The organism is Aureliella helgolandensis (genome assembly GCF_007752135.1).
Lineage (GTDB): Bacteria > Planctomycetota > Planctomycetia > Pirellulales > Pirellulaceae > Aureliella > Aureliella helgolandensis.
Window position 1 is genome coordinate 331,952 of record NZ_CP036298.1, and the last position, 18,298, is coordinate 350,249.

Genomic DNA, 18,298 nt, shown 5'->3' on the forward strand with positions numbered 1-18,298 from the left:
CACCCGTTGCCGAGGATCGCTCTAGCCGAAAAAAGCGGTGGCAAGTCCTTCAGCGGGACGAGCGATGATGTGACTGCTCACAAGATCACCTGCTTGCGAAGCGGCGCTGGCACCTGCCTCGACGGCTGCACGAACGCTACCGACATCGCCGCTGACGACCGTGGTGACCAGTCCACCGCCGATATCGATTCGCTTAACGATTTCTACGTTGGCTGCCTTGACCATCGCGTCGGTCGCTTCGACCAAAGCCAGGAGTCCCTTGGTTTCAATTAGTCCAATTGCTTGTTGCATGTTCTTTAAGCCTGTTGCTGGAGCGGAAGGGGGCTGCCCTTCATTTAACTGATTGTTCATTGTGCTATTTGTCTTGTGATCGATTGGGCGAAGCGACTGTGGTAGTCGCGGGGGTCGCCTAGCCGCCGACGTTCAAAATCTTGGATAGGTCTTCGTGAGGGCGGGCGATGACTTGCACGCTCACCACTTCACCGACTCGTCCGGCAGCTGCTGCACCGGCATCCGTGGCTGCTTTTACAGCCGCTACGTCACCTGCAACAAACGCCGAGACCAAGCCGTTGCCGACTTTGTCCCATCCTAAAAACTGCACATTGGCAGCTTTCATCATTGCATCGACAGCTTCAACCAGGGTTACAAAACCCTTGGTTTCAATCATTCCCAACGCTTCCGAAATCTTTGCCATGTTCGATTTTCTCCTCGCTTTTGGCATGAGTAATTCAGCCCCGTAGGGCTGCGTTAAAGTTTAGTGGTCGGTGCGCGCTAGTGCCCTTTGCACTTGCAGTCACCTTGGGGTTTCAGTTCAATTGAGGTGGCCGCGTCTAGATTGCACGCGTTGCCTTCGTCGGTATCGATGTGGACCTCCAGCTTGGCCGCCTTATCGGCGCGCACCAGCAAGTCGTCAAACGATACACTGCAGTCGGGACTCGAGACTTTCAAGGTCATCAAGTCTCCGTTTTCGACGCCATAGTAGGCTGCCTCTTCGAAGCTCATGTGGACGTGACGGGCAGCGCGAATTACACCTTCGGAAAGCTCGACGGCGCCGGCGGGGCCTACCAGGACGCAGCCTGGCGTGCCTTGGATCTTCCCCGAGTGACGCACGGGAGCTTGGATGCCCAGGGAAATCGCATCGGTGAGCGCGAGTTCGACTTGGCTAAACGACCGCGTCGGTCCCAAGACGCGAACTTCAGGAAGCATCCGTTTGCGTGGGCCGACAATCATGACCGTTTCTTTGGCCGCATAGAATCCGTCTTGGAAAAGATCCTTTCCGGGCGTAAGCGTGTGCCCCTTGCCGAATAGTTGCTCCACGTGGGCGTCGGTCAGATGAACATGCCGAGCCGAAATGCTAACGCGCAATTCTGGCTTGACTGCCAATGGTGGTGATTGGATACCACTGGCTTGTGCGACGCGACCAACGATCTGACGCACTAAACTCTCGACGTATTGCCTGTCGGCGGTGTGAGTGGGCATGATGCAAAATTTCTTTGAGGTTGCTAGGTGCTCAATTGTCTTTCGGTGTTTCGTTCTCTGGCGCGGTGGTCCCGCCCACTTGGTTCGCCAGATCGGCATGTTCTGGATCGCTACCAGCCAACACCAGCTCCACGCCTGCGTCGAGCAGATGGTTCTGCCACTCTTCGCTCAAATCGTCGTCGCTAACTACCACGTGCACCTTATGCAAGCCGCACAATCGCGCCAGTGAGCATTTGCCGAACTTACTACTATCGGCCACGATGACGGTGCGGTCGGCACAGTCCATCATCGCTCGCTCGGTTTCCACCAGCAGCAAATTGCTGTTGTAGAAACCGCGGCGGTCCGCGCCCGCAATGCTCAAGACGGCTGTCTGGACATTCAGACTACTGAGCATCTCGTTGGCGTAGGGGCCGAGCGAAACGCCAGTCCGGCTGTGCACGTATCCACCAAGTAGAACCAGATCGATCTGGTCGCTGGCGGCGTACAGGTTGGCGAGTGGTAGGGAGTTGGTCACCACCTGTAACGGGCGTCCTACCAACTGCTTGGCCAACTCGTACGTGGTGCTGCCCCCGTCGAGCAGTAGGGTGTCGTGATTCTCTACCAGCTTACTTGCCGCTACGGCGATCCGTCTCTTCTTTTCCCATTGTTCCGCGCGGCGGGTCTCAAACACTCCCAGCGACGAGGTCGGGCCAGTGGAAAAAACCCCACCATGGGTCCGCTTCGCCTCCCCCTCCGCTTCCAGGAAATCCAAGTCCCGACGAATGGTCGATTCACTGACATCCAAACTTGAACGCAGATCGGGGATCGACACAAAGCCTTGGCTTCGGATTAGCTCCCGGAGCTTGAGTCTTCTCAGGTCGGTGGCGGCCCCGTTGCTCAATTTCTGTCACGCAATTGGTGGTTTTGTGTCACACTGTGGTTTTGCTACGCTCAAATCTACCAGCGGTTGGGAGAAATGCAATCAATAAGGCTGGGGAATTGACCTAAACCTCGCAATTTACGGTTGCTTTGAAGGCTATGTAGGGGGGTGACTGGTTTCTGTCGTCAGCCATCTACAGCCGCGTGGCTCACCGCTCCTGGTGTTGTGCACCGTTGGACGGGGGTAGCCCGTCTTTAGCCTCAACGCGAGGGGCCCCTGGTAAAACCCGCTGTTGCGACCGCCGCCCCTACCTGCAGGGATGCTTGGGGGCATTTTAGTGCCGCATCGCGGCGCAGCTCCTGCCCTGTCAGCCGATTTCGCCAGCTAGCAGCCTGACGCTATAGATCACGACCACTCCAACAATCACAATTCCGGTCCAGAGGATTCCGCGCGCGTATGGCAGATTGCGTCGAGCCACGATCTGGGCGGTGATGCACACGAAGGCCACCAGGATGAGCTTGAATGCAATCATGCCTCGAAAGCCCCAGTGTTGGTAGAAGTAGTCGGCAATGGGGTTCGCCTCGACTGCATGGAAGTTGAGTAGCAAGTAGGTCATGAAAATGTCGAGGACGTTCAGCAGGATGAAGTACGTCGACTCGTTCTGGAGCGGGAGTTGTTGTCGCCAGGCCGCCGTCGACTGGAGTGGCAACGCCGGCTTGGGGGAGGGCCTGCGGGGAGCACTTGCGACTTGGCGGTCGGATTCGGTCGTCTCGTTCAAGCATTGGTAGGCCTGGTCGATAAGGTCGGAAATCCAATCTGGGGGGCCGCCAGAGCGGCTGCCGAGATTCTGGCGCGCTCGGTGGTACGCCGCTTCAATCTCGCGACGGCTGGCGCCAGGCTCAATGCCCAGTACCCGATGTGGGGCGATCTCTAATACCTCGCGGGTCATGTCGATTTCTCAGAACCTCAATGGGAAGTGGCGGGAGACTGGCTAGGAAGAACTCGGGCGTCGGGCGGCACAAAACTGACTTCCCTGCCAAAACTTGCATAGCGTTTGGCACTATAATTCTAGTGCCTCGTCCACTGCCACCAATCCACTCCCCCGAAATTTGAAGCTAGGCGGACTGCGGACTTGGTTGTCTTAAGAGCGTGTCGAGTCATTCTATCCTTTACTGTTACACAATGTCGCCTCAATGCACCATTCTCTTTACCTGTTGTTCTGCGTGTGCTCATGCCTTGGCTTAGGTTGTGATCGAGAAGAGCCAGCGGACGATTCGGGATCGATGCAAGTTGATGTAGCGGATCTGTTTGTCGGGCAGCCGACGATTCGTGGCAATCCGATCGAACGGGTGCCGTTGGTCGCAATCGTCGATCTCGAGTCGCCTGTAGAAGTCGTGCCCTCGCTAGAGATTTCCGATGGAGATCGAGTTTGGATTCAGCCGTGGCCGGTGAAGCCCGCTACAAAGCATCGCGTGGCAGTCATGGGGATGCGACCGAATCGCTCGCATACCATACGAGTCCGGGTAGACGCTGCAGACTCCGTGCAGGAGCAATGGAGTGAGCCGCTGTTCTTCCAAACTCCCCCCCTGCCCGACAACTTTCCACCCATTTCCGTAGTGCACGCGGAGCCGCAACGGATGGAACCAGGGGTTACCTTCTTTGCCACCAACATTTGGAAGGACTCCATCAGTATCCTCGATTACGGATACATCGTGGCTTTGGATGCTGAGGGACAAGTGGTGTGGTTTTGCGAGACGACGGACCGCATTGCCGACATGCGCATCTTGAAGAACGGGCACATCCTCTATCAGCACGGCAATTATCGGTACGCTTATGAGATTGACATCTTAGGACGCGACATCAATCGCTGGGTGGCAACCAACTTGACGGAGCTGCCTGATTCCGGTTCGATTCCGGTTGGAATTGATACAACGCACCACGATATACTCGAGCTTCCTAACGGAAACTTCCTGACATTGGCAACCGTTCTGAAGCATTTTGAGGAGTTCCCGACCAGTGAACTGGATCCCGAGGCCCCTTGGGCTGCAGCGCATGTGGTGTGCGATGATATCGTGGAGTTCAATCCTAGGACTGGGGTGATTGTTAAACGTTTTCCCTTGTCCAGCGTGTTGGACAACAAGCGTCTGGGCTACATGTCGCTCGGAAGCTTTTGGAAGGATAAGTACAACGATGAGGAGGGGAATGTTATCTCGCGAGACTGGAGCCATGCAAACGGTCTGACGTACTTGCCGGATGAATCGGCGCTTCTCATTTCGTTTCGCCATCAAGATTGCGTGATGAAGTTGGATTGGAAGACGCATGAGATTCGCTGGATATTCGGCAATCCAGAGGGCTGGGCAGACGTCTGGCAGCAATACATGTTGAAGCCGGTAGGAGAGTTGGCTTGGTGCTATCATCAACATGCACCTCAGTGGACACCGCGTGGAACCTTGATGCTCTATGACAACGGCAATTATCGTGCACGTCCATTCCAGCAGCCAATGCAAGCTTACGAGAATCAGAGCCGGGTCGTTGAGTTCAGGATTGATGAAGAGGCGATGACGGTTGAGCAAGTGTTCGAATATTCGGGGGGGGAGGACGATCCCTTTTACAGTCCGTTCTATTGCGAAGCCGATTGGCTGCCCAACACGCAGAATATCTTGGTTACCGATGGTGGACACGTCGAGTTGTCGGATGGGACCCCGAGCGACAACGTGCCGGGTGAACGCCAGTGGGCAAGGATTTTTGAATTGACGCGTGATGCTCAGCCGGAACGCGTGTTTGAGATCCAGATCGATAGCGGAATGGAAAGCCCCTTTGGTTGGTCGGTCTACCGCGCCATGCGGTTGCCTAACTTGATCGATGGCTTCCGGATCGATCCCTTGGCCGTAGATGAACCCGTGCCTCGATTCGAGCGGGATCCCCATGAGAAGCGGGAGGTGTTGCATTAGGATGCACACTGAGGTTTCGTGGTTGTGCCATTTTAAACGGATGGCTAAGCATCGTTTTAATGGCGGTAATTCTTGTTATTCCTAAGGCTGATTCTTGATATGAAAAAAACCTTTTCGATCTTCTGTTTACTCCTCCTTAATCTGACTTGGGTGTCTGCAGCCGAGCGTCCCAATATTGTCTTAATTTATTCGGACGACGTCGGCTACGGTGATGTGTCGTGCAATGGGCAGACGACCCTGCTCACTCCGCACATCGATCGCATTGCCGCGGAAGGACTGCGCATGACCGATGCCCATTGCTCGGCCGCAACATGCACGCCGAGCCGCTTCGCGATGCTAACCGGGCAATACGCGTTTCGCCAAAAGGGGACCGGCATTGCACGCGGAAACGCGAACATGATCATCGAAGCCGGTTCCAACACGTTGCCCAGTCTGCTGAAATCTGCCGGTTACACCACCGGGGTCGTTGGGAAGTGGCACTTAGGGTTGGGGGACCAGGAGATTGATTGGAATCAAGATGTGCGTCCTGGCCCGGGGGAAATTGGCTTTGACTATCACTTTTTGATCCCTGCTACGGGCGATCGCGTGCCTTGCGTCTATTTAGAGCAAGGGCACGTAGTCGATCTCGATCCAGCAGATCCGATCGCGGTAAGTTACGGAAAGCGGATTGATCCGAATCCCTCCGGTGCTGAAGCGTTTGAGACGCTCAAGCAGAAGTGGTCGCATGGTCACAATCAAACCATCGTCAATGGAATTTCTCGCATTGGGTGGATGACGGGCGGAGAGACGGCGCGTTGGGTGGATGAGGATATGGCGGACGTGATCGTCCACAAGGCGACTGAGTTTATCGACGATCATCAGGCTGAGCCCTTCTTCCTGTATTTTTCGACACACGATATTCATGTGCCACGCGTCCCGCATTCTCGCTTTGCAGGCAAGTCGGGTTTGGGGCCTCGTGGCGATGCGATGCTTCAGCTCGATTGGTGTGTCGGCCAAGTTATGGCCAAATTGGAGGCACTGGATCTCGTGGACAACACGCTGCTGATCTTCACTTCCGATAACGGTCCAGTGCTTGACGATGGCTACCATGATGACGCAAATGAAAAGCTCGGCGACCATCAAGCCAATGGGGCGCTTCGCGGTGGAAAGTATTCTGCGTTTGAAGGCGGGACGCGCATTCCCATGGTCTTGCGCTGGCCTGAACATATTGCACCCAACACGACGTCAGACGCCCTGTTTGGGCAGATTGACCTGGCCGCTACGCTGGCGAAGCTTGTCGGTGCGCAGGTTCCACCGCAAGCCTGCCAGGACAGTCGCAACGCTCTGCCAACCCTACTCGGCAAGGATCCCGTCGGTCGTCCCCACCTTATCCATGAGGCTGGCAACCATGCCTTGCGGGTTGGCAAATGGAAGTATGTGCCTGCAGGAAAGACTCGCGAGCACCTGGGACCTTGGGCAACAGTAGAGCTAGAGGCACCAGGGGCGCTGTTTGACCTCAGTAAGAACACTGCAGAGATCGAGGATGTAGCCGCGGACCATCCCGAGCAACTGCAACGCATGCGCGACTTGCACGCGAAGCTCAGCCAGCATCCCGATCAAGCTGCCGTGATTGGGCAGTAACGCGAAGTGCTTGCGGCGATCATTGCGAATTTACGCATGGTGAACTGCGCGAACGATGACGCGATTTCCTTCAATGCGAAGGATCGCCACTAGCGTATCGGCATCCACGTAGTCTCCCTCGGTGAGCACGTCGACTAAGTGCGAACCGAACGAGGCTTTGCCGGCAGGCCGTAAGTCAGATTCCGCTTTGCCCTCCATGCCCACTTGCAGGAGAGCTTGGGTTGCTCTGTCGGATTGCGTTAGAGCAGTGAAGTTGTTCTCTGATCCACCATCACTCAGTGTGGGTGTGTCTTGGTGTTCTGGTGTGGCCAGTCGGAAGCGATTGAGCCCAGGAATCGAATCCAATACCAGGACTTGAACGACAAACAGGCAGATGACGCCCAGCATGGCTCCCAGCACGATTAGGAGATTCGTCTGCAGTTGATTCCACTGCATGGCCGAATTAGGAATCACGAAGTCTTGACTGGCCATTACCAGGGCGATACCCGTGAAGGCAAAACCGCATAATCCAAAGACCCCGAAACCAGGCAAGACGAAGAGTTCGCATATCAGGCAGATGATCCCTAAGGCGAACAATAGCACTTCCAGCCAACCGGCAGTGCCGCCAAGAGCGTGGCTCCAAAAGAAGAGTCCGAAGCAGCATAGGGCCGTCAGGCCAGCCACACTGATTCCCGGTGCAATCAGTTCAAAGTAGAGACCAATGAGGCCTGCGATCAGTAGGAGTGCGGTTAGCCATGGCCGGTTGAGGAGGAAGACCGTTCGATCGATCCAGGTCATCTTGGTAGTAGCCAAGGAAGCGATGTTGAGCTGCTGTAGGAAATCCCTTTCGGACGCGAACACCCCTTCGCATAATCGGAGTTCCAGGGCCCGGTCTGCTCCCAGCGTTAGGAAGCGATTCTGTCCCGTCTCGGGAACTGGGCCGCGAATGTCGTACAATTCCTCGACGGCATCCTCTTGGGTTTGAGACTCTTTGAGGTAGACGATTTGGCCAGTCTGGCGCTCAACCGCTGCGTAAACGGTCAAGGATTTGTCCGCCATGGCTTCCGCTAATGCGGCCGGTCGCTGTTGGCCGTTGGCTAGTTCAGCTAGTGCACTGGTTAAGTAGCTAACAATCTTTTCTGGTGCATGGCGGAATTGCAAGTCTAAGCCCATTTGGATAGGTCCTGCGTCGCCAATGAGCGCCCCCTCCTGCATGTAGATGCGTTCAGCACCCAAGGAAATAATGGCACCGCCGCTGATCGCTTCCTCGGGGATGTAAACCATGGTGGTTGCCCAATCGATGTCTCGCAGTCGTCGGGCTAGTTGCAGGGATTGTTCTAAATCTCCGCCTGGACTCGTCAGTTTGATGATTACGAGATCTGCACCCTGCTTCTTGGCCCAGTCGAGACGTTGATTGAGAAACCAATGGAAGCGTCCAAAGATAGGCCCCTCCACCTCGATGCAAACCGCCAGGCCGAATTGCCGCGCGAGGACTTCGTCGTCCACTTGTTTTGCGATTGCAGCAGCTTGCTCGGGCGGTTGTTGTTCAAGCTCTTGTCCAGAGGCGGAAAATGGAACCCCGCCGACCACGCACAGAAGGGCTACACACAGGAGGCTGCATTGAAGGGGTGCAACTGGACGGGCATGCATGGCATTGGATGCTTCGCTAAGAGAATGGGAGACGTCGCCCATTCTAGTCGAGTCAGCGGTTATGATGTAGTCCGTGCTTTCGGTCGCGCCGACCGCTTGCTTCCCTTACGCAGCACGAGGACATTGGAGAGTGAATCCAATGGTCCGATTGTGTTGAACCTTTAACGGGGGCCAGCCTATTCTACTTGTGGGTGAAAGTGCGATCCACCTATTGATTTTTCGAAAAAGCGTATCATGCTTCGGCTCCTGGTTCTATTTCTTGCTATCGTGCCAACTGTTTGTGCTCGTGGAGAGGAAGCCGCGGAGGAGTCCGGCCGCATTCGGCCGAGTCTTTCCCATCCTTTCTATTGGAACTACCAAGGCCGGGATGTGCTCTTGTTGGGTGGTTCGGTCGACGACAATCTGTTCCAGTTGCCTGGCCTTGCAGCCCATCTGGACGAAATGCAGGAAGTCGGGGCAAACTACATCCGCAATACGATGAGCGATCGGCACGATGAGGGGTTCGAGGTCGATCCGTTCGCGCAGTTGGAGAACGGGAAGTTCGATTTGAAGCAGTGGAATGATGAGTACTGGAATCGATTTGAGAGCATGTTGAAAGGGACTGCAGAACGGAACATCGTTGTTCAGATTGAAGTCTGGGATCGTTTCGATTATTCAACCGACAAATGGCCGCCGCATCCCTACAACCCGGTCAATAATATCAATTACACGGAGGAGGAATCTGGGCTAGCAAGCCGCTACCCAAACCATCCAGGCGCCAACGAGCAACCCTTTTTCTTTACCACTCCGCAGCAAAAGAACAATGTCACTGTTTTGCAATATCAACAAAGGTTTGTGGACAAGCTGCTAGCCCATTCTCTCAAGTATGGTCATGTCCTGTATTGCATCGATAATGAGACGAACGGAGAGGAGAGTTGGGCAACCTATTGGGCGGACTACATTCGCAGGGCTGCCACTGATGCAAATCAATCGGTATGCATTACCGAAATGTGGGACGACTGGAACCTGGCTGGCCCGCAGCACCGAAGAACACTTGAGCATCCCGAGCGATATGATTTTGTGGATGTTTCTCAGAACAACCATCAACAGGGGCAGAAGCACTGGGACAACTTTCAGACGCTACGCAGTCGATTGTTGGAGCAGCCGCGACCGATCAATACCGTCAAGACCTATGGGGCGGACAATAATAAGTTTGGGCACACCAGTCAGGATGGAGTGAGTCGGTTCTGGCGGCATGTGGTAGGCGGCGCCGCTGCGGCACGGTTCCATCGACCATCGTCCGGTCTCGGGCTTAGTGATCCCGCCAAAGCGGCGATCCGGGCGTGTCGGAAAATGGAATCGCTGGTAAATTTGTAGGACCTGGAGCCCAACAATGGTTTGCTCCTGGAACGCAGCGAGGATGAGGCCTATCTGGCCGCGGCTGATGGTGATGCTTGGGTTGCCTATTTTCCACAGGGAGGTGAAGTTGTGGTCAAATTGCAGGTTCCCAATCAAGCATGGTCCATTCGGTGGATTGATATTGATACCGGAGAGTGGGGCCCTAAGTCGGAAGTCGAAGCGGACGATCTGCTAACGCTGGCAGCGCCAGGACAAGCCAACTGGTGTGTGGTCGCGAAACGGAAATTCTAGTTGAACGATCGATATCGTATGCAGACAGTTGAGTCTAGCCTTCGGCAGCGCTGGGGCTATCTCGCCAAGGATTTTGTGGAGACTGCCGATGGGCAGCTTTTTGCCGTCGTAGTGCACGGAGTTGAAGCTGGCCGCGTGCTGACGTCCCTGCGCTACACGCGTCGATCAGAGGGGCTCCGAAAACTTGGCTCGCTTGAAAGCCAGCAACTCCTGCAGAAACAGCACCCCGATTGGCTGTATCATTGTCCACGGCGCGATGTGCAGTTGCATGGAGTTCCCGAGTCTTGCGTCATTCGCCACTATCGGCCTGCAGCCTTTCTGGAAGAACAGCGGCAGCTGTACCGTGCAGCACACCACCCTACCCTGGCCCCAGCGTTGAAGGCCATTCGGCAACACCTAGACGCAGGAAATCTAGAGACAGGGCAGCTAGAGGCAGGACAGCTAGCGGCAGGACAGCTAGCGGCAGGACACCCGCAGACTGGGCCGACGGGAGGTGGCTTGACCGGCGAGTGGGGGATCACAGGATCTCATCTACTGGGAGCCGCCGGGGCGGACAGCGATATCGACTGCGTTGTCTATGGTATGAAAAACTTTTTGCGAGCCCAGCAACTTGCCCAGAATGCGATGGAGCGAGGTGACTGGCAAGGCTTGACGCCGGAGCAGTGGCAAGCTGCGTACCAGCGTCGCGGCTGCGAATTATCGCTCGCTGAGTACAGCTGGCATGAACGCCGCAAGTACAACAAATTCTCGGTGATGGGGACGAAGATTGATTTGAGCTGTGTTGACAATCCACCTCCAGAAGCTCTGATCGCCGGCGAAAAGATCGGGAAGACGCAGCTGCTTGCTCAAGTCGTGGACGATACCCACGCCTTTGCCAGTCCAGCGGTATACCGAGTGTCGCATCCGCGGATACAATCGGTGCTGTCAGGCACTCCTACCTATGCTGGGCAGGCGGTCGTCGGAGAATGGATCCAAGCCCGAGGGTGGGAGGAACACACGCTCGACGGTTCACGAAGGCTGGTGGTGGGGACATCTCGCGAGGGAAGCGACGAATGGCTCAAAGTGGTTTCAGCCCCAGCCGTGGATGGCAAAGTCGGAAATCGTGAGGAAGATGCGGTATTCCGTAGCGAGTCGGGCTAGGCCTGGGGACGATACGTCTTGTGACCCATAACTCTTCTCCGGGGCACGGCGTTTCACCTGGCATGAAGGGCAATCACGTTTGGTGAGCGTCGGGAGAAGAGGGGTTCTTTTAGGTTCGCGTTGATGACAATTTTGCACGTCGACATGGATGCATTCTACGCCTCCGTCGAACAGCGTGACCGTCCCGAACTGCGCGGCAAGCCAGTGATCGTCGGCGGCTCACCCACCGGACGTGGCGTCGTCAGTACTGCCAGCTACGAAGCTCGCAAGTTCGGCGTCCATAGTGCGATGCCTACCTCTCAAGCTCTGCGACTGTGTCCGCAAGCCATCTTGGTCCGTACAAGAATGTCGCACTACGTCGACGTCTCTAAGCGTATTCGTGATATTTTCAATCGGTATACGCCGGAAGTCGAGCCGCTATCGTTGGACGAAGCATTTTTGAATGTTAGCGGCTGTGAGCAACTTTTTGGAACGGCTGAGAAGATCGGACGCGCCATTAAGGAATCGATCTGGAACGAATTGAATCTAGTTGCATCTGTGGGAGTGGCTCCCAACAAGTTCTTGGCAAAATTGGCCAGCGATCTCGAGAAACCCGATGGGTTTACCGTCATTGCCAGTGATCGCATTCTGAGTACGTTAGCCCCTCTGCCCATCTCACGACTGTGGGGCGTTGGTAAGGTGACTGAGCGGCGCTTCGCCACTGCGCAACTCTCCACCTTCGGTGATCTTCAGAGACTGACCGTTGAACAGTCGCGGCACCTATTGGGGAATGCCGGTGAGCACTTCTGGGGGCTGGCCCGCGGGATTGACAAGCGAAGGGTGGTCTCGGATCGGCAAGCCAAATCAATTTCGAATGAAACGACATTTCCGGTCGATATCGACTGCGCTGATGTGCTCCAGGCTTGGTTGCTGGAGTTGACCGAGCAGGTTTGTTGTCGGCTTCGCACCCATGACCAGCTCGGGCGTACCGTGCAGCTCAAACTCCGCTACAGCGACTTTCACACAATCACCAGATCCTGCAGTGTGGACTCACCGACCGATTCCACAGATGTCGTTTGGCAAGTGGCACAGAAACTCTTGAGAGAGGCGATGCCTACGCGACAGTTGGCGGTTCGCCTGCTGGGGGTTGGGATTACCAATCTCGATACGGCCCGCCCGCAACAACTGACATTGTTTAACGACGAGGGGGAGCCAAAGCAGGTAGCGACGGCGCAAATCGATTCAACCCTGGATGCGATTCGTCAGCAGTTCGGGCGTTCTGCCATGCGCCGAGCCAGCCTGGTGCAGCATCAGGTCGATCTAAAACGGGGCTCTTAGGCTATTGCTCGGCAGCCACGATTCTTTCTAGGCTTGCGCTTCGGAGTCTACACTTCCCGTGCGTTGCTCAAGCCGTTTGGCACTACCGTTGACGTTGGGCTTAAGGGGGGTAGCCGTCAGTGGTTTGAAGAGCTTTGAAGATTCCTCAAGGGCCTGTTGCTTGGGGACTGAAACTCGTGAGCTTTGCTCGTGCGACTTGAGTTGCACGCAGGTGCAAGCTGGAAATCGAGCAAATCCACAGGTTCAATTGGGCGCGCTTGGTTGCGGTGAAAAATATGCCCAGCTGGTGACTCCACAAAAAAATCCTGGTCGCGTCAGCGACCAGGATTGGGGGATTACCTCAGTGTGTGCATGAAAGGACTATTCAGGCACGTCGATGTGCTCGGATGTTGCTGCTTCGCGCAGTTTGCTCAACGCACGAGCTTCGATTTGGCGAATTCTCTCCTTGGTAACCCCCAAGGCAGCACCCACTTCCTTGAGAGTCAACGGTTCTTCGCTGTGATTCAGGCCGAAGCGTCGAATGATGATTTGCTGCTCACGGTAGTCGAGACGACCCAGGATGCGATTGATTTGCGTCTCACGCTGCTTTTGAGCAATTTCCTCGGCAAAATGATCTCGGCGAGTATCTTCGTGCGCCATAAACACTTCTTCACCAGTGGTGCGGAAGCGGTCATTGTGCTTGAACTCGTCTGGAATCGAGCGGGCAAAATTCTTCATGATGGCCCAGCTGGCGTACGTGCTGAATTTGTTGCCTCTCGAAAAGTCGAATTTCTCCACGGCGCGGAACAGCGAAATGTTGCCGTCGCTGACCAACGAGAAGAAGTCATCCGAGCTCTTCATGTGACGCTTGGCGATGGATACGACCAGTCGCAAGTTCGCTTGAACGATCTTATTCTTGACGTCGACCGACGACTGATACAAGCCCTCGATTTCTTCCATGAGCGCTACGGTTGGGTCTTCGGTAGCCAGTTGTTCACGCAGCTTCTTGGCACGACTCTTGAGGTAATTCATCTTTCGGAATAAGTGATACTCCTGTTCTCGCGTCAGCAGTTGGACGTCGTACAGGGACGCGAGGTAGGTGGGTAGACCACTTGGGGCGCGGACCTTGCGAGGTGGAATCATCGCTTCAGGCATCTCGCCCAAAATCTCGGCTTCCTGTCGTTTTCCAGGACGTGCAAACAGTTCGTTATCGATGTACTCCAACGGTAGTTCCATGATCAGCTTAGCACGCTGTTCATTCAGCACTCGGAGCACGGAACTGCGTGAGCGGGAGTATTGACGGGCAAGTTGGCTCAAGCCCGTTCCGCGTTGGTACTGATTGTAAATCGCCGCTTTGTCCATATCGGTCAGGACCGGACGGGAATCGGGGAATACCGCTTGTTCAGGCGTCTTGCGATCGTGATTCTTGATCGTGTAGCGAATCGTTTCCACGCTGCGACTCACCGCCAACGAAACTTGACGAGCGACTTCAGACAAGTTGTGTCCTTCGGCAGCGATAGAACGTGCACGCTCAATGATCTCTGCACGCTCATCAGCAGACAGCTGGCTGAATCGCTCCCCACGGCGCACGCGATCCTTGTTTCTCGCCACAAAGCGTTCGACGCTGCTGTGCAGGAACCCGACTCGCTTGCGGCCATCGTTTAGGAATCGACGGCTGACTAGCCCCTGATCTCGCCAGCGGGAAATCGTTTTGGTAGAGACGTTGAACATGCGGCTCAAGTCTTCTACGGAGTGAACTGGCTCTTGAGCCTCTTCCACTTTGAGGTTGAGTGAGTCGGTTACGTCTTCGACGAACAGACGCAAATCGTGCGCGGCATCCTCACCACGGACCATCTTGCGGTTGTTTTCCTCTGGTCGGTAATCGGTTACGCGATAGTAGATGAACTCGTAAGGGTAATCGCGGGCCAAATCGAGCTCTCCCAGCAGTCGTTCGGCACGATCTGCTTGTTCGAGACGCTTTCCACGCGGTGTGAATTTAACTTGGTGTTCGCAAAGTTCACGAACCAAAGCGATGCGGTAATCTTGATGCATCTGAAAAAACCTTTCCCTGCATGTGAGTAAGTGCCATTCCATTCCTTGCGGCTTCCGACCGCCGACACCTACACACGGCTGGGCATGAGTCCCATCCTGGGACTCTGCACATGATCCTGCCAAGCTCAACAACGACCCTTGCGCCTGCCACATCCGCGTTGTCTGAGTTTAACACGTTTCACTCAGCTTACTTACGCCGGGGATCCGTGAATTGTTCGTTTGACAACTTAATAACGTAGTCGCAGTGGTGCGCTCAAAGCGTTTCAAGCTTGGCTGGTGTTTAGATAGATGCAAATCCGGCGCCAGTTGTTCGCTCCAAGCCCAAAAAAACCAAGTGTCTATGCTAAGTGTCTATTGAGAAACAACTTAGGAGTTGTTCGATTATCTGCCACCGACGCCGCAACCATGCGGTTTTGTAAATTTGGGAAGTCAGAGTGCAAAAATGACATAGCAGGCTCTCAATTTGAGACGCCCTCAATGGAGGGGGGGTGGGGGCGTGGGGTGAATGGGGCGTTTGAGTTGAGTGGGAGGTTTTCGTGGCGAGGGGGGAGTGTGCTGGCTGCACTAAACGCACTGGTTGTGCGTCCGCTGAACTGCCGAAAAGCCATGGAAATAGCTGATCGTCACTGAGTGCAACGGAGTTCTCCATGGCTGTGTCCCCAACTGAAATTCTGGCAGTTACCTTGAAGGAATATGCTGTGTCCCCGACTCTCGGACTCCCTGCCCCTGGGGAGAGGACCGCGGTAGGATCCAAGGCATGCAAGCAAGGACCAGGCCAACTCCCCAGCCGACGGCAATTGCTCGTTGCGCTAGCTTGTGTCGTTCCGTGCTTGCCAATGCAATCCATGCTGGCGGCAGAGCCGACGAACGGTTCCCAACGCAGTAAGGGACTGTTGATTCAGCCTACGGGAATTCCTCTGCTCAACACACGCGCCAAAATCGTGATGGAGTTGGAAGGAAAATTGTTGCTGGAAGAGCCCGATCCGAGCAAGTCCGACGGGGTTCGTGAGGCGGAGGTCAAGGGCAAGTCGACCTTGGACTATTTCGAAAAGATCGCCTTCGAGGATTCCGCATTGACCGCTGCGGGGCGTCGCTACGTGGAAGCGAAAGTCGAAAATTGGATTTCGGGAAGTGCTTCGAGCCAGGAGCTGCGTCCAGAATGTCGCGAAACGAGGTTGCTCAAGCATGATGGGAAGTGGCAGCAATTCAGTGAGAACGAGGCACTGATGGCGCGGGAAGTGGAGTTGGTGCAATCCCCGGTCAATTCGGCTGCTTTGGAATTGTTGCTGCCTACCGAAGCCGCTAAACCCAATGCGACTTGGGAACTGTCTCCCAGCGATGCTGCACAAGTCTTCAATCTCGAAGCGGTGCACCGCTCCACCGTCACCGCCAAGATCGCTAAGGTTGAAAAGGGGAAGGCGACCGTCGAGCTGAGCGGCGAACTGCAAGCCACCGCAAACTCGGTCCCAACCACGCTTAAGATTCAAGGCAACCTGCATGTCGAACTGGCGAGCCAGACGGCCTTCATAACCTGGCTAGGTTTGGTGATCAAAGAGGAACGCGATATTAGCCAAACAGAGCCTGGGTTCGTGATTACTGCCCGCATTCGCCTCATCCGCACCGAGACCAAAGACGAATTGCAGATTACCGACGCAGAGCTTCGGCAGCTGGCAAAGACTGAAGACCCTGGTCGCTGGTTGATTCGTCTCAAGTCGACCGCGGGGCGCTATACCTTGCTAGCGGATCGACGTTGGTCGATCTACATCGATGGAGGTGAAGAGGCAATTCTACGGATGGTGGAAAAGAACTCTATCATTGCTCAGTGCAACATTACCCGACTCACCAAGCTCGACGAAGGAACGCAACTCACACTCGAAGGTTTGCAGGCCGATATCAAGCAGTCGCTCGGTAAGAGTTTTGAGAGCTTCCTGGAATCGAGCGAAAAGGTGACTTCTTCCAAGCTGCGGCTCATGCGCTGTGTGGCAATGGGAGTTTCGGAAGACGTCCCGATTCAGTGGGTGTATTGCCACCTTTCCGATGACCACGGACAACGGCTTGCATTGATTTACACGATGGGTGGAAACGTGACGGACCGCTTTGCGGCGGCTGATGAGCAGATGACGTCGAGTTTTGAGATGTTAGCCGCACCAGCTCCGACCGATGTCCCCACTCCGGCGCCCCAAGTCAGTTCGAAACCGACTCAAGCACCACGCTAGCCACGCACGCTGCGACTGGTAACGCATGGTTGTCTGCACAGGCAGAATCGCAGTTCAGTGTGGCTCTGCCCCCTCGGTCGGTTCTGAGGGCGGGGCAGCCAGTGGTTGGGAGGATCGTCAAGATTCTGCGGGGGCGCGTTGCTGGCTGGGTCTCTCTGGCTTCGGTTGAGCGAGGCCCGCTAAGTCACGTGCAAGCAAGCCTAAACGCAATTTCACGGCCGCGCTATTATCACCACCCAAGTAAGAGTGAGTGACTTGGAGGTGGCTGCCTGTTTTCATTCTGTGCAGCATTAGAAATGCTAGAGATTGGCGCGAAGCGGGTGCGTCTAACGTTGATAGATTGGCAGGTAATGGTATTTGACCGATAAACTCAGGATGGCTAGGCAGGTCGCGTAGACTTTGCCCGCACCGAGTTCTTCGCCACTGGTCGCCGCCCACGAGCCATCGGGTTGTTGGTGTTCCAGCAAAATGTTCGCCACGATCCGCTGGGAGTCGCTGGCTATCTGCCCGCCTCGCTGATGCATCCCCTGGGCATAATAGTAAGTGCCGTAGAAAAAGAACCGTTCATTCCATTTGGGAGGATGGGATAGCAGCCACTGCGTAGCTCCCTGGACCAAGGGAGATTCGTATTCTCCACAGACTTGGAGTGCCAGTAGACCAGAAGCTGTCATCGCGAAAGTGGGATTATTGGAATTCGGCAGGTAGCTAAATCCAGCTGGGCTCTGCGTTGGGTTGCCTTGCGAATCGAGGCGTGCCGTGTACGAACGCCGCAGGTAGGCGATCGCCTCCCCTATGGCGGCCGCAGGCACCGCCAGGCCATCATTCTTAGCCGATCGCAGAGCCATCAATTGCCAGACGCTGACCGACAGGTCTGAATCGTTCGAATTGGGTGTGTAGCGCCAGCCGCCGCGATATTGGGTTGATTTCTGCTGCTGTTGTGCACTGAGGATTAGGTCAATGGCTGATTGGCAGCGGGCTGCGATGCGAGCATCCTGGGTTGCGTCGGCCCCCATGCCTCGCATCTCCGTGAGCATTAGCGTTACCACACCATGTCCGTACATCCGCGAGCCATCACGATTCCCGTAGTATCCGTCCTTGTCCTGGCGATCCTCCAGCAGCACGAAGTCGAGTGCTTGTCTCGAGGCGTTTCCAAAATCTCCTGGCGAGCTTGGTGTTGCACCGGAGCTGGCCAGTGCCATGATGGCCAAGGCGGTCATGGTCGTGGCATATTGTTGGTCGACGATCGATCCGTCGCTCCGCTGTTTCGACACAAGATACTGCAAACCGCGATCAACGGCCGCATCGACTGCATCTTGTTGGAACACTTCCGTCTCAAACTTGCTAGTCTCGCTTTGTGCACGAGCTCGAAACGGACTGCATCCAAGAAGCACGAGTGTGATGGCGAGCGAGTGGCATGAGGAACGCAT

15 protein-coding genes are annotated in these 18,298 nt (G+C 55.4%); 7 read left to right on the forward strand and 8 right to left on the reverse strand.

The genetic code is table 11. From position 1 onward, the window contains the following. Positions 1 to 21 precede the first annotated feature (21 nt). The 5 genes from Q31a_RS01255 to Q31a_RS29865 all read right to left on the reverse strand — a co-directional run bounded on the left by Q31a_RS01255 (position 22) and on the right by Q31a_RS29865 (position 3,287). The gene (locus Q31a_RS01255; protein WP_145086694.1) at positions 22 to 291 is read right to left on the reverse strand and encodes a BMC domain-containing protein; all 270 of its coding nucleotides are present in this window, start codon (positions 289 to 291) and stop codon (positions 22 to 24) included. A 118-nt stretch (positions 292 to 409) separates the two neighbouring features. Further along, positions 410 to 694, reverse strand: coding sequence for a BMC domain-containing protein (locus tag Q31a_RS01260; protein ID WP_145072815.1), 285 nt, complete (start codon positions 692 to 694; stop codon positions 410 to 412). A gap of 77 nt (positions 695 to 771) precedes the next feature. Continuing rightward, positions 772 to 1,479 (reverse strand): phosphate propanoyltransferase, encoded by a 708-nt coding sequence (gene pduL, locus Q31a_RS01265; RefSeq protein ID WP_145072818.1) that lies wholly within the window; start codon positions 1,477 to 1,479, stop codon positions 772 to 774. 31 nt (positions 1,480 to 1,510) lie between these two features. Further along, positions 1,511 to 2,359: a DeoR/GlpR family DNA-binding transcription regulator gene (locus Q31a_RS01270; RefSeq protein WP_145072821.1), complete on the reverse strand. Its 849-nt coding sequence runs from the start codon at positions 2,357 to 2,359 to the stop codon at positions 1,511 to 1,513. A gap of 346 nt (positions 2,360 to 2,705) precedes the next feature. Further along, a complete protein-coding gene (locus Q31a_RS29865; protein ID WP_197356003.1) occupies positions 2,706 to 3,287 on the reverse strand; it encodes a DUF5658 family protein in 582 nt (193 codons plus the stop codon). A 334-nt stretch (positions 3,288 to 3,621) separates the two neighbouring features. Here Q31a_RS29865 and Q31a_RS01280 point away from each other — a divergent pair, with 334 nt between their 5' ends. Both Q31a_RS01280 and Q31a_RS01285 read left to right on the forward strand, forming a co-directional pair. After that, positions 3,622 to 5,289, forward strand: coding sequence for an aryl-sulfate sulfotransferase (locus Q31a_RS01280; protein ID WP_231691020.1), 1,668 nt, complete (start codon positions 3,622 to 3,624; stop codon positions 5,287 to 5,289). A gap of 99 nt (positions 5,290 to 5,388) precedes the next feature. Further along, positions 5,389 to 6,909: a sulfatase family protein gene (locus tag Q31a_RS01285; protein ID WP_145072827.1), complete on the forward strand. Its 1,521-nt coding sequence runs from the start codon at positions 5,389 to 5,391 to the stop codon at positions 6,907 to 6,909. 30 nt (positions 6,910 to 6,939) lie between these two features. Here the strand turns inward: Q31a_RS01285 and Q31a_RS01290 are convergent, their stop codons facing one another. Continuing rightward, positions 6,940 to 8,538 (reverse strand): NfeD family protein, encoded by a 1,599-nt coding sequence (locus tag Q31a_RS01290; RefSeq protein ID WP_197356004.1) that lies wholly within the window; start codon positions 8,536 to 8,538, stop codon positions 6,940 to 6,942. 234 nt (positions 8,539 to 8,772) lie between these two features. On the opposite strand from Q31a_RS01290, the gene Q31a_RS01295 reads away from it, so the two are divergent. The 4 genes from Q31a_RS01295 (at position 8,773) to dinB (ending at position 12,624) form a co-directional block, all read left to right on the forward strand. Further along, positions 8,773 to 9,894: a hypothetical protein gene (locus tag Q31a_RS01295; RefSeq protein WP_145072833.1), complete on the forward strand. Its 1,122-nt coding sequence runs from the start codon at positions 8,773 to 8,775 to the stop codon at positions 9,892 to 9,894. A 21-nt stretch (positions 9,895 to 9,915) separates the two neighbouring features. Beyond that, positions 9,916 to 10,167 (forward strand): putative collagen-binding domain-containing protein, encoded by a 252-nt coding sequence (locus tag Q31a_RS01300; RefSeq protein ID WP_197356006.1) that lies wholly within the window; start codon positions 9,916 to 9,918, stop codon positions 10,165 to 10,167. Positions 10,168 to 10,185: 18 nt separating this feature from the next. Next, positions 10,186 to 11,307 (forward strand): hypothetical protein, encoded by a 1,122-nt coding sequence (locus Q31a_RS01305; protein ID WP_145072838.1) that lies wholly within the window; start codon positions 10,186 to 10,188, stop codon positions 11,305 to 11,307. Positions 11,308 to 11,430: 123 nt separating this feature from the next. Beyond that, positions 11,431 to 12,624: a DNA polymerase IV gene (gene dinB, locus Q31a_RS01310; RefSeq protein WP_145072841.1), complete on the forward strand. Its 1,194-nt coding sequence runs from the start codon at positions 11,431 to 11,433 to the stop codon at positions 12,622 to 12,624. A 360-nt stretch (positions 12,625 to 12,984) separates the two neighbouring features. Here dinB and Q31a_RS01315 read toward each other — a convergent pair whose 3' ends face one another. Further along, positions 12,985 to 14,655 carry a sigma-70 family RNA polymerase sigma factor gene (locus tag Q31a_RS01315; protein WP_145072844.1) on the reverse strand — a complete coding sequence of 557 codons (1,671 nt, stop codon included), beginning with the start codon at positions 14,653 to 14,655 and terminating at the stop codon, positions 12,985 to 12,987. An 836-nt stretch (positions 14,656 to 15,491) separates the two neighbouring features. Between Q31a_RS01315 and Q31a_RS01320 the strand changes: the two genes are divergently transcribed. Further along, the gene (locus Q31a_RS01320) at positions 15,492 to 16,871 is read left to right on the forward strand and encodes a hypothetical protein (RefSeq protein ID WP_145072847.1); all 1,380 of its coding nucleotides are present in this window, start codon (positions 15,492 to 15,494) and stop codon (positions 16,869 to 16,871) included. A 326-nt stretch (positions 16,872 to 17,197) separates the two neighbouring features. Here Q31a_RS01320 and Q31a_RS01325 read toward each other — a convergent pair whose 3' ends face one another. Next, positions 17,198 to 18,298 carry a prenyltransferase/squalene oxidase repeat-containing protein gene (locus tag Q31a_RS01325; protein WP_145072850.1) on the reverse strand — a complete coding sequence of 367 codons (1,101 nt, stop codon included), beginning with the start codon at positions 18,296 to 18,298 and terminating at the stop codon, positions 17,198 to 17,200.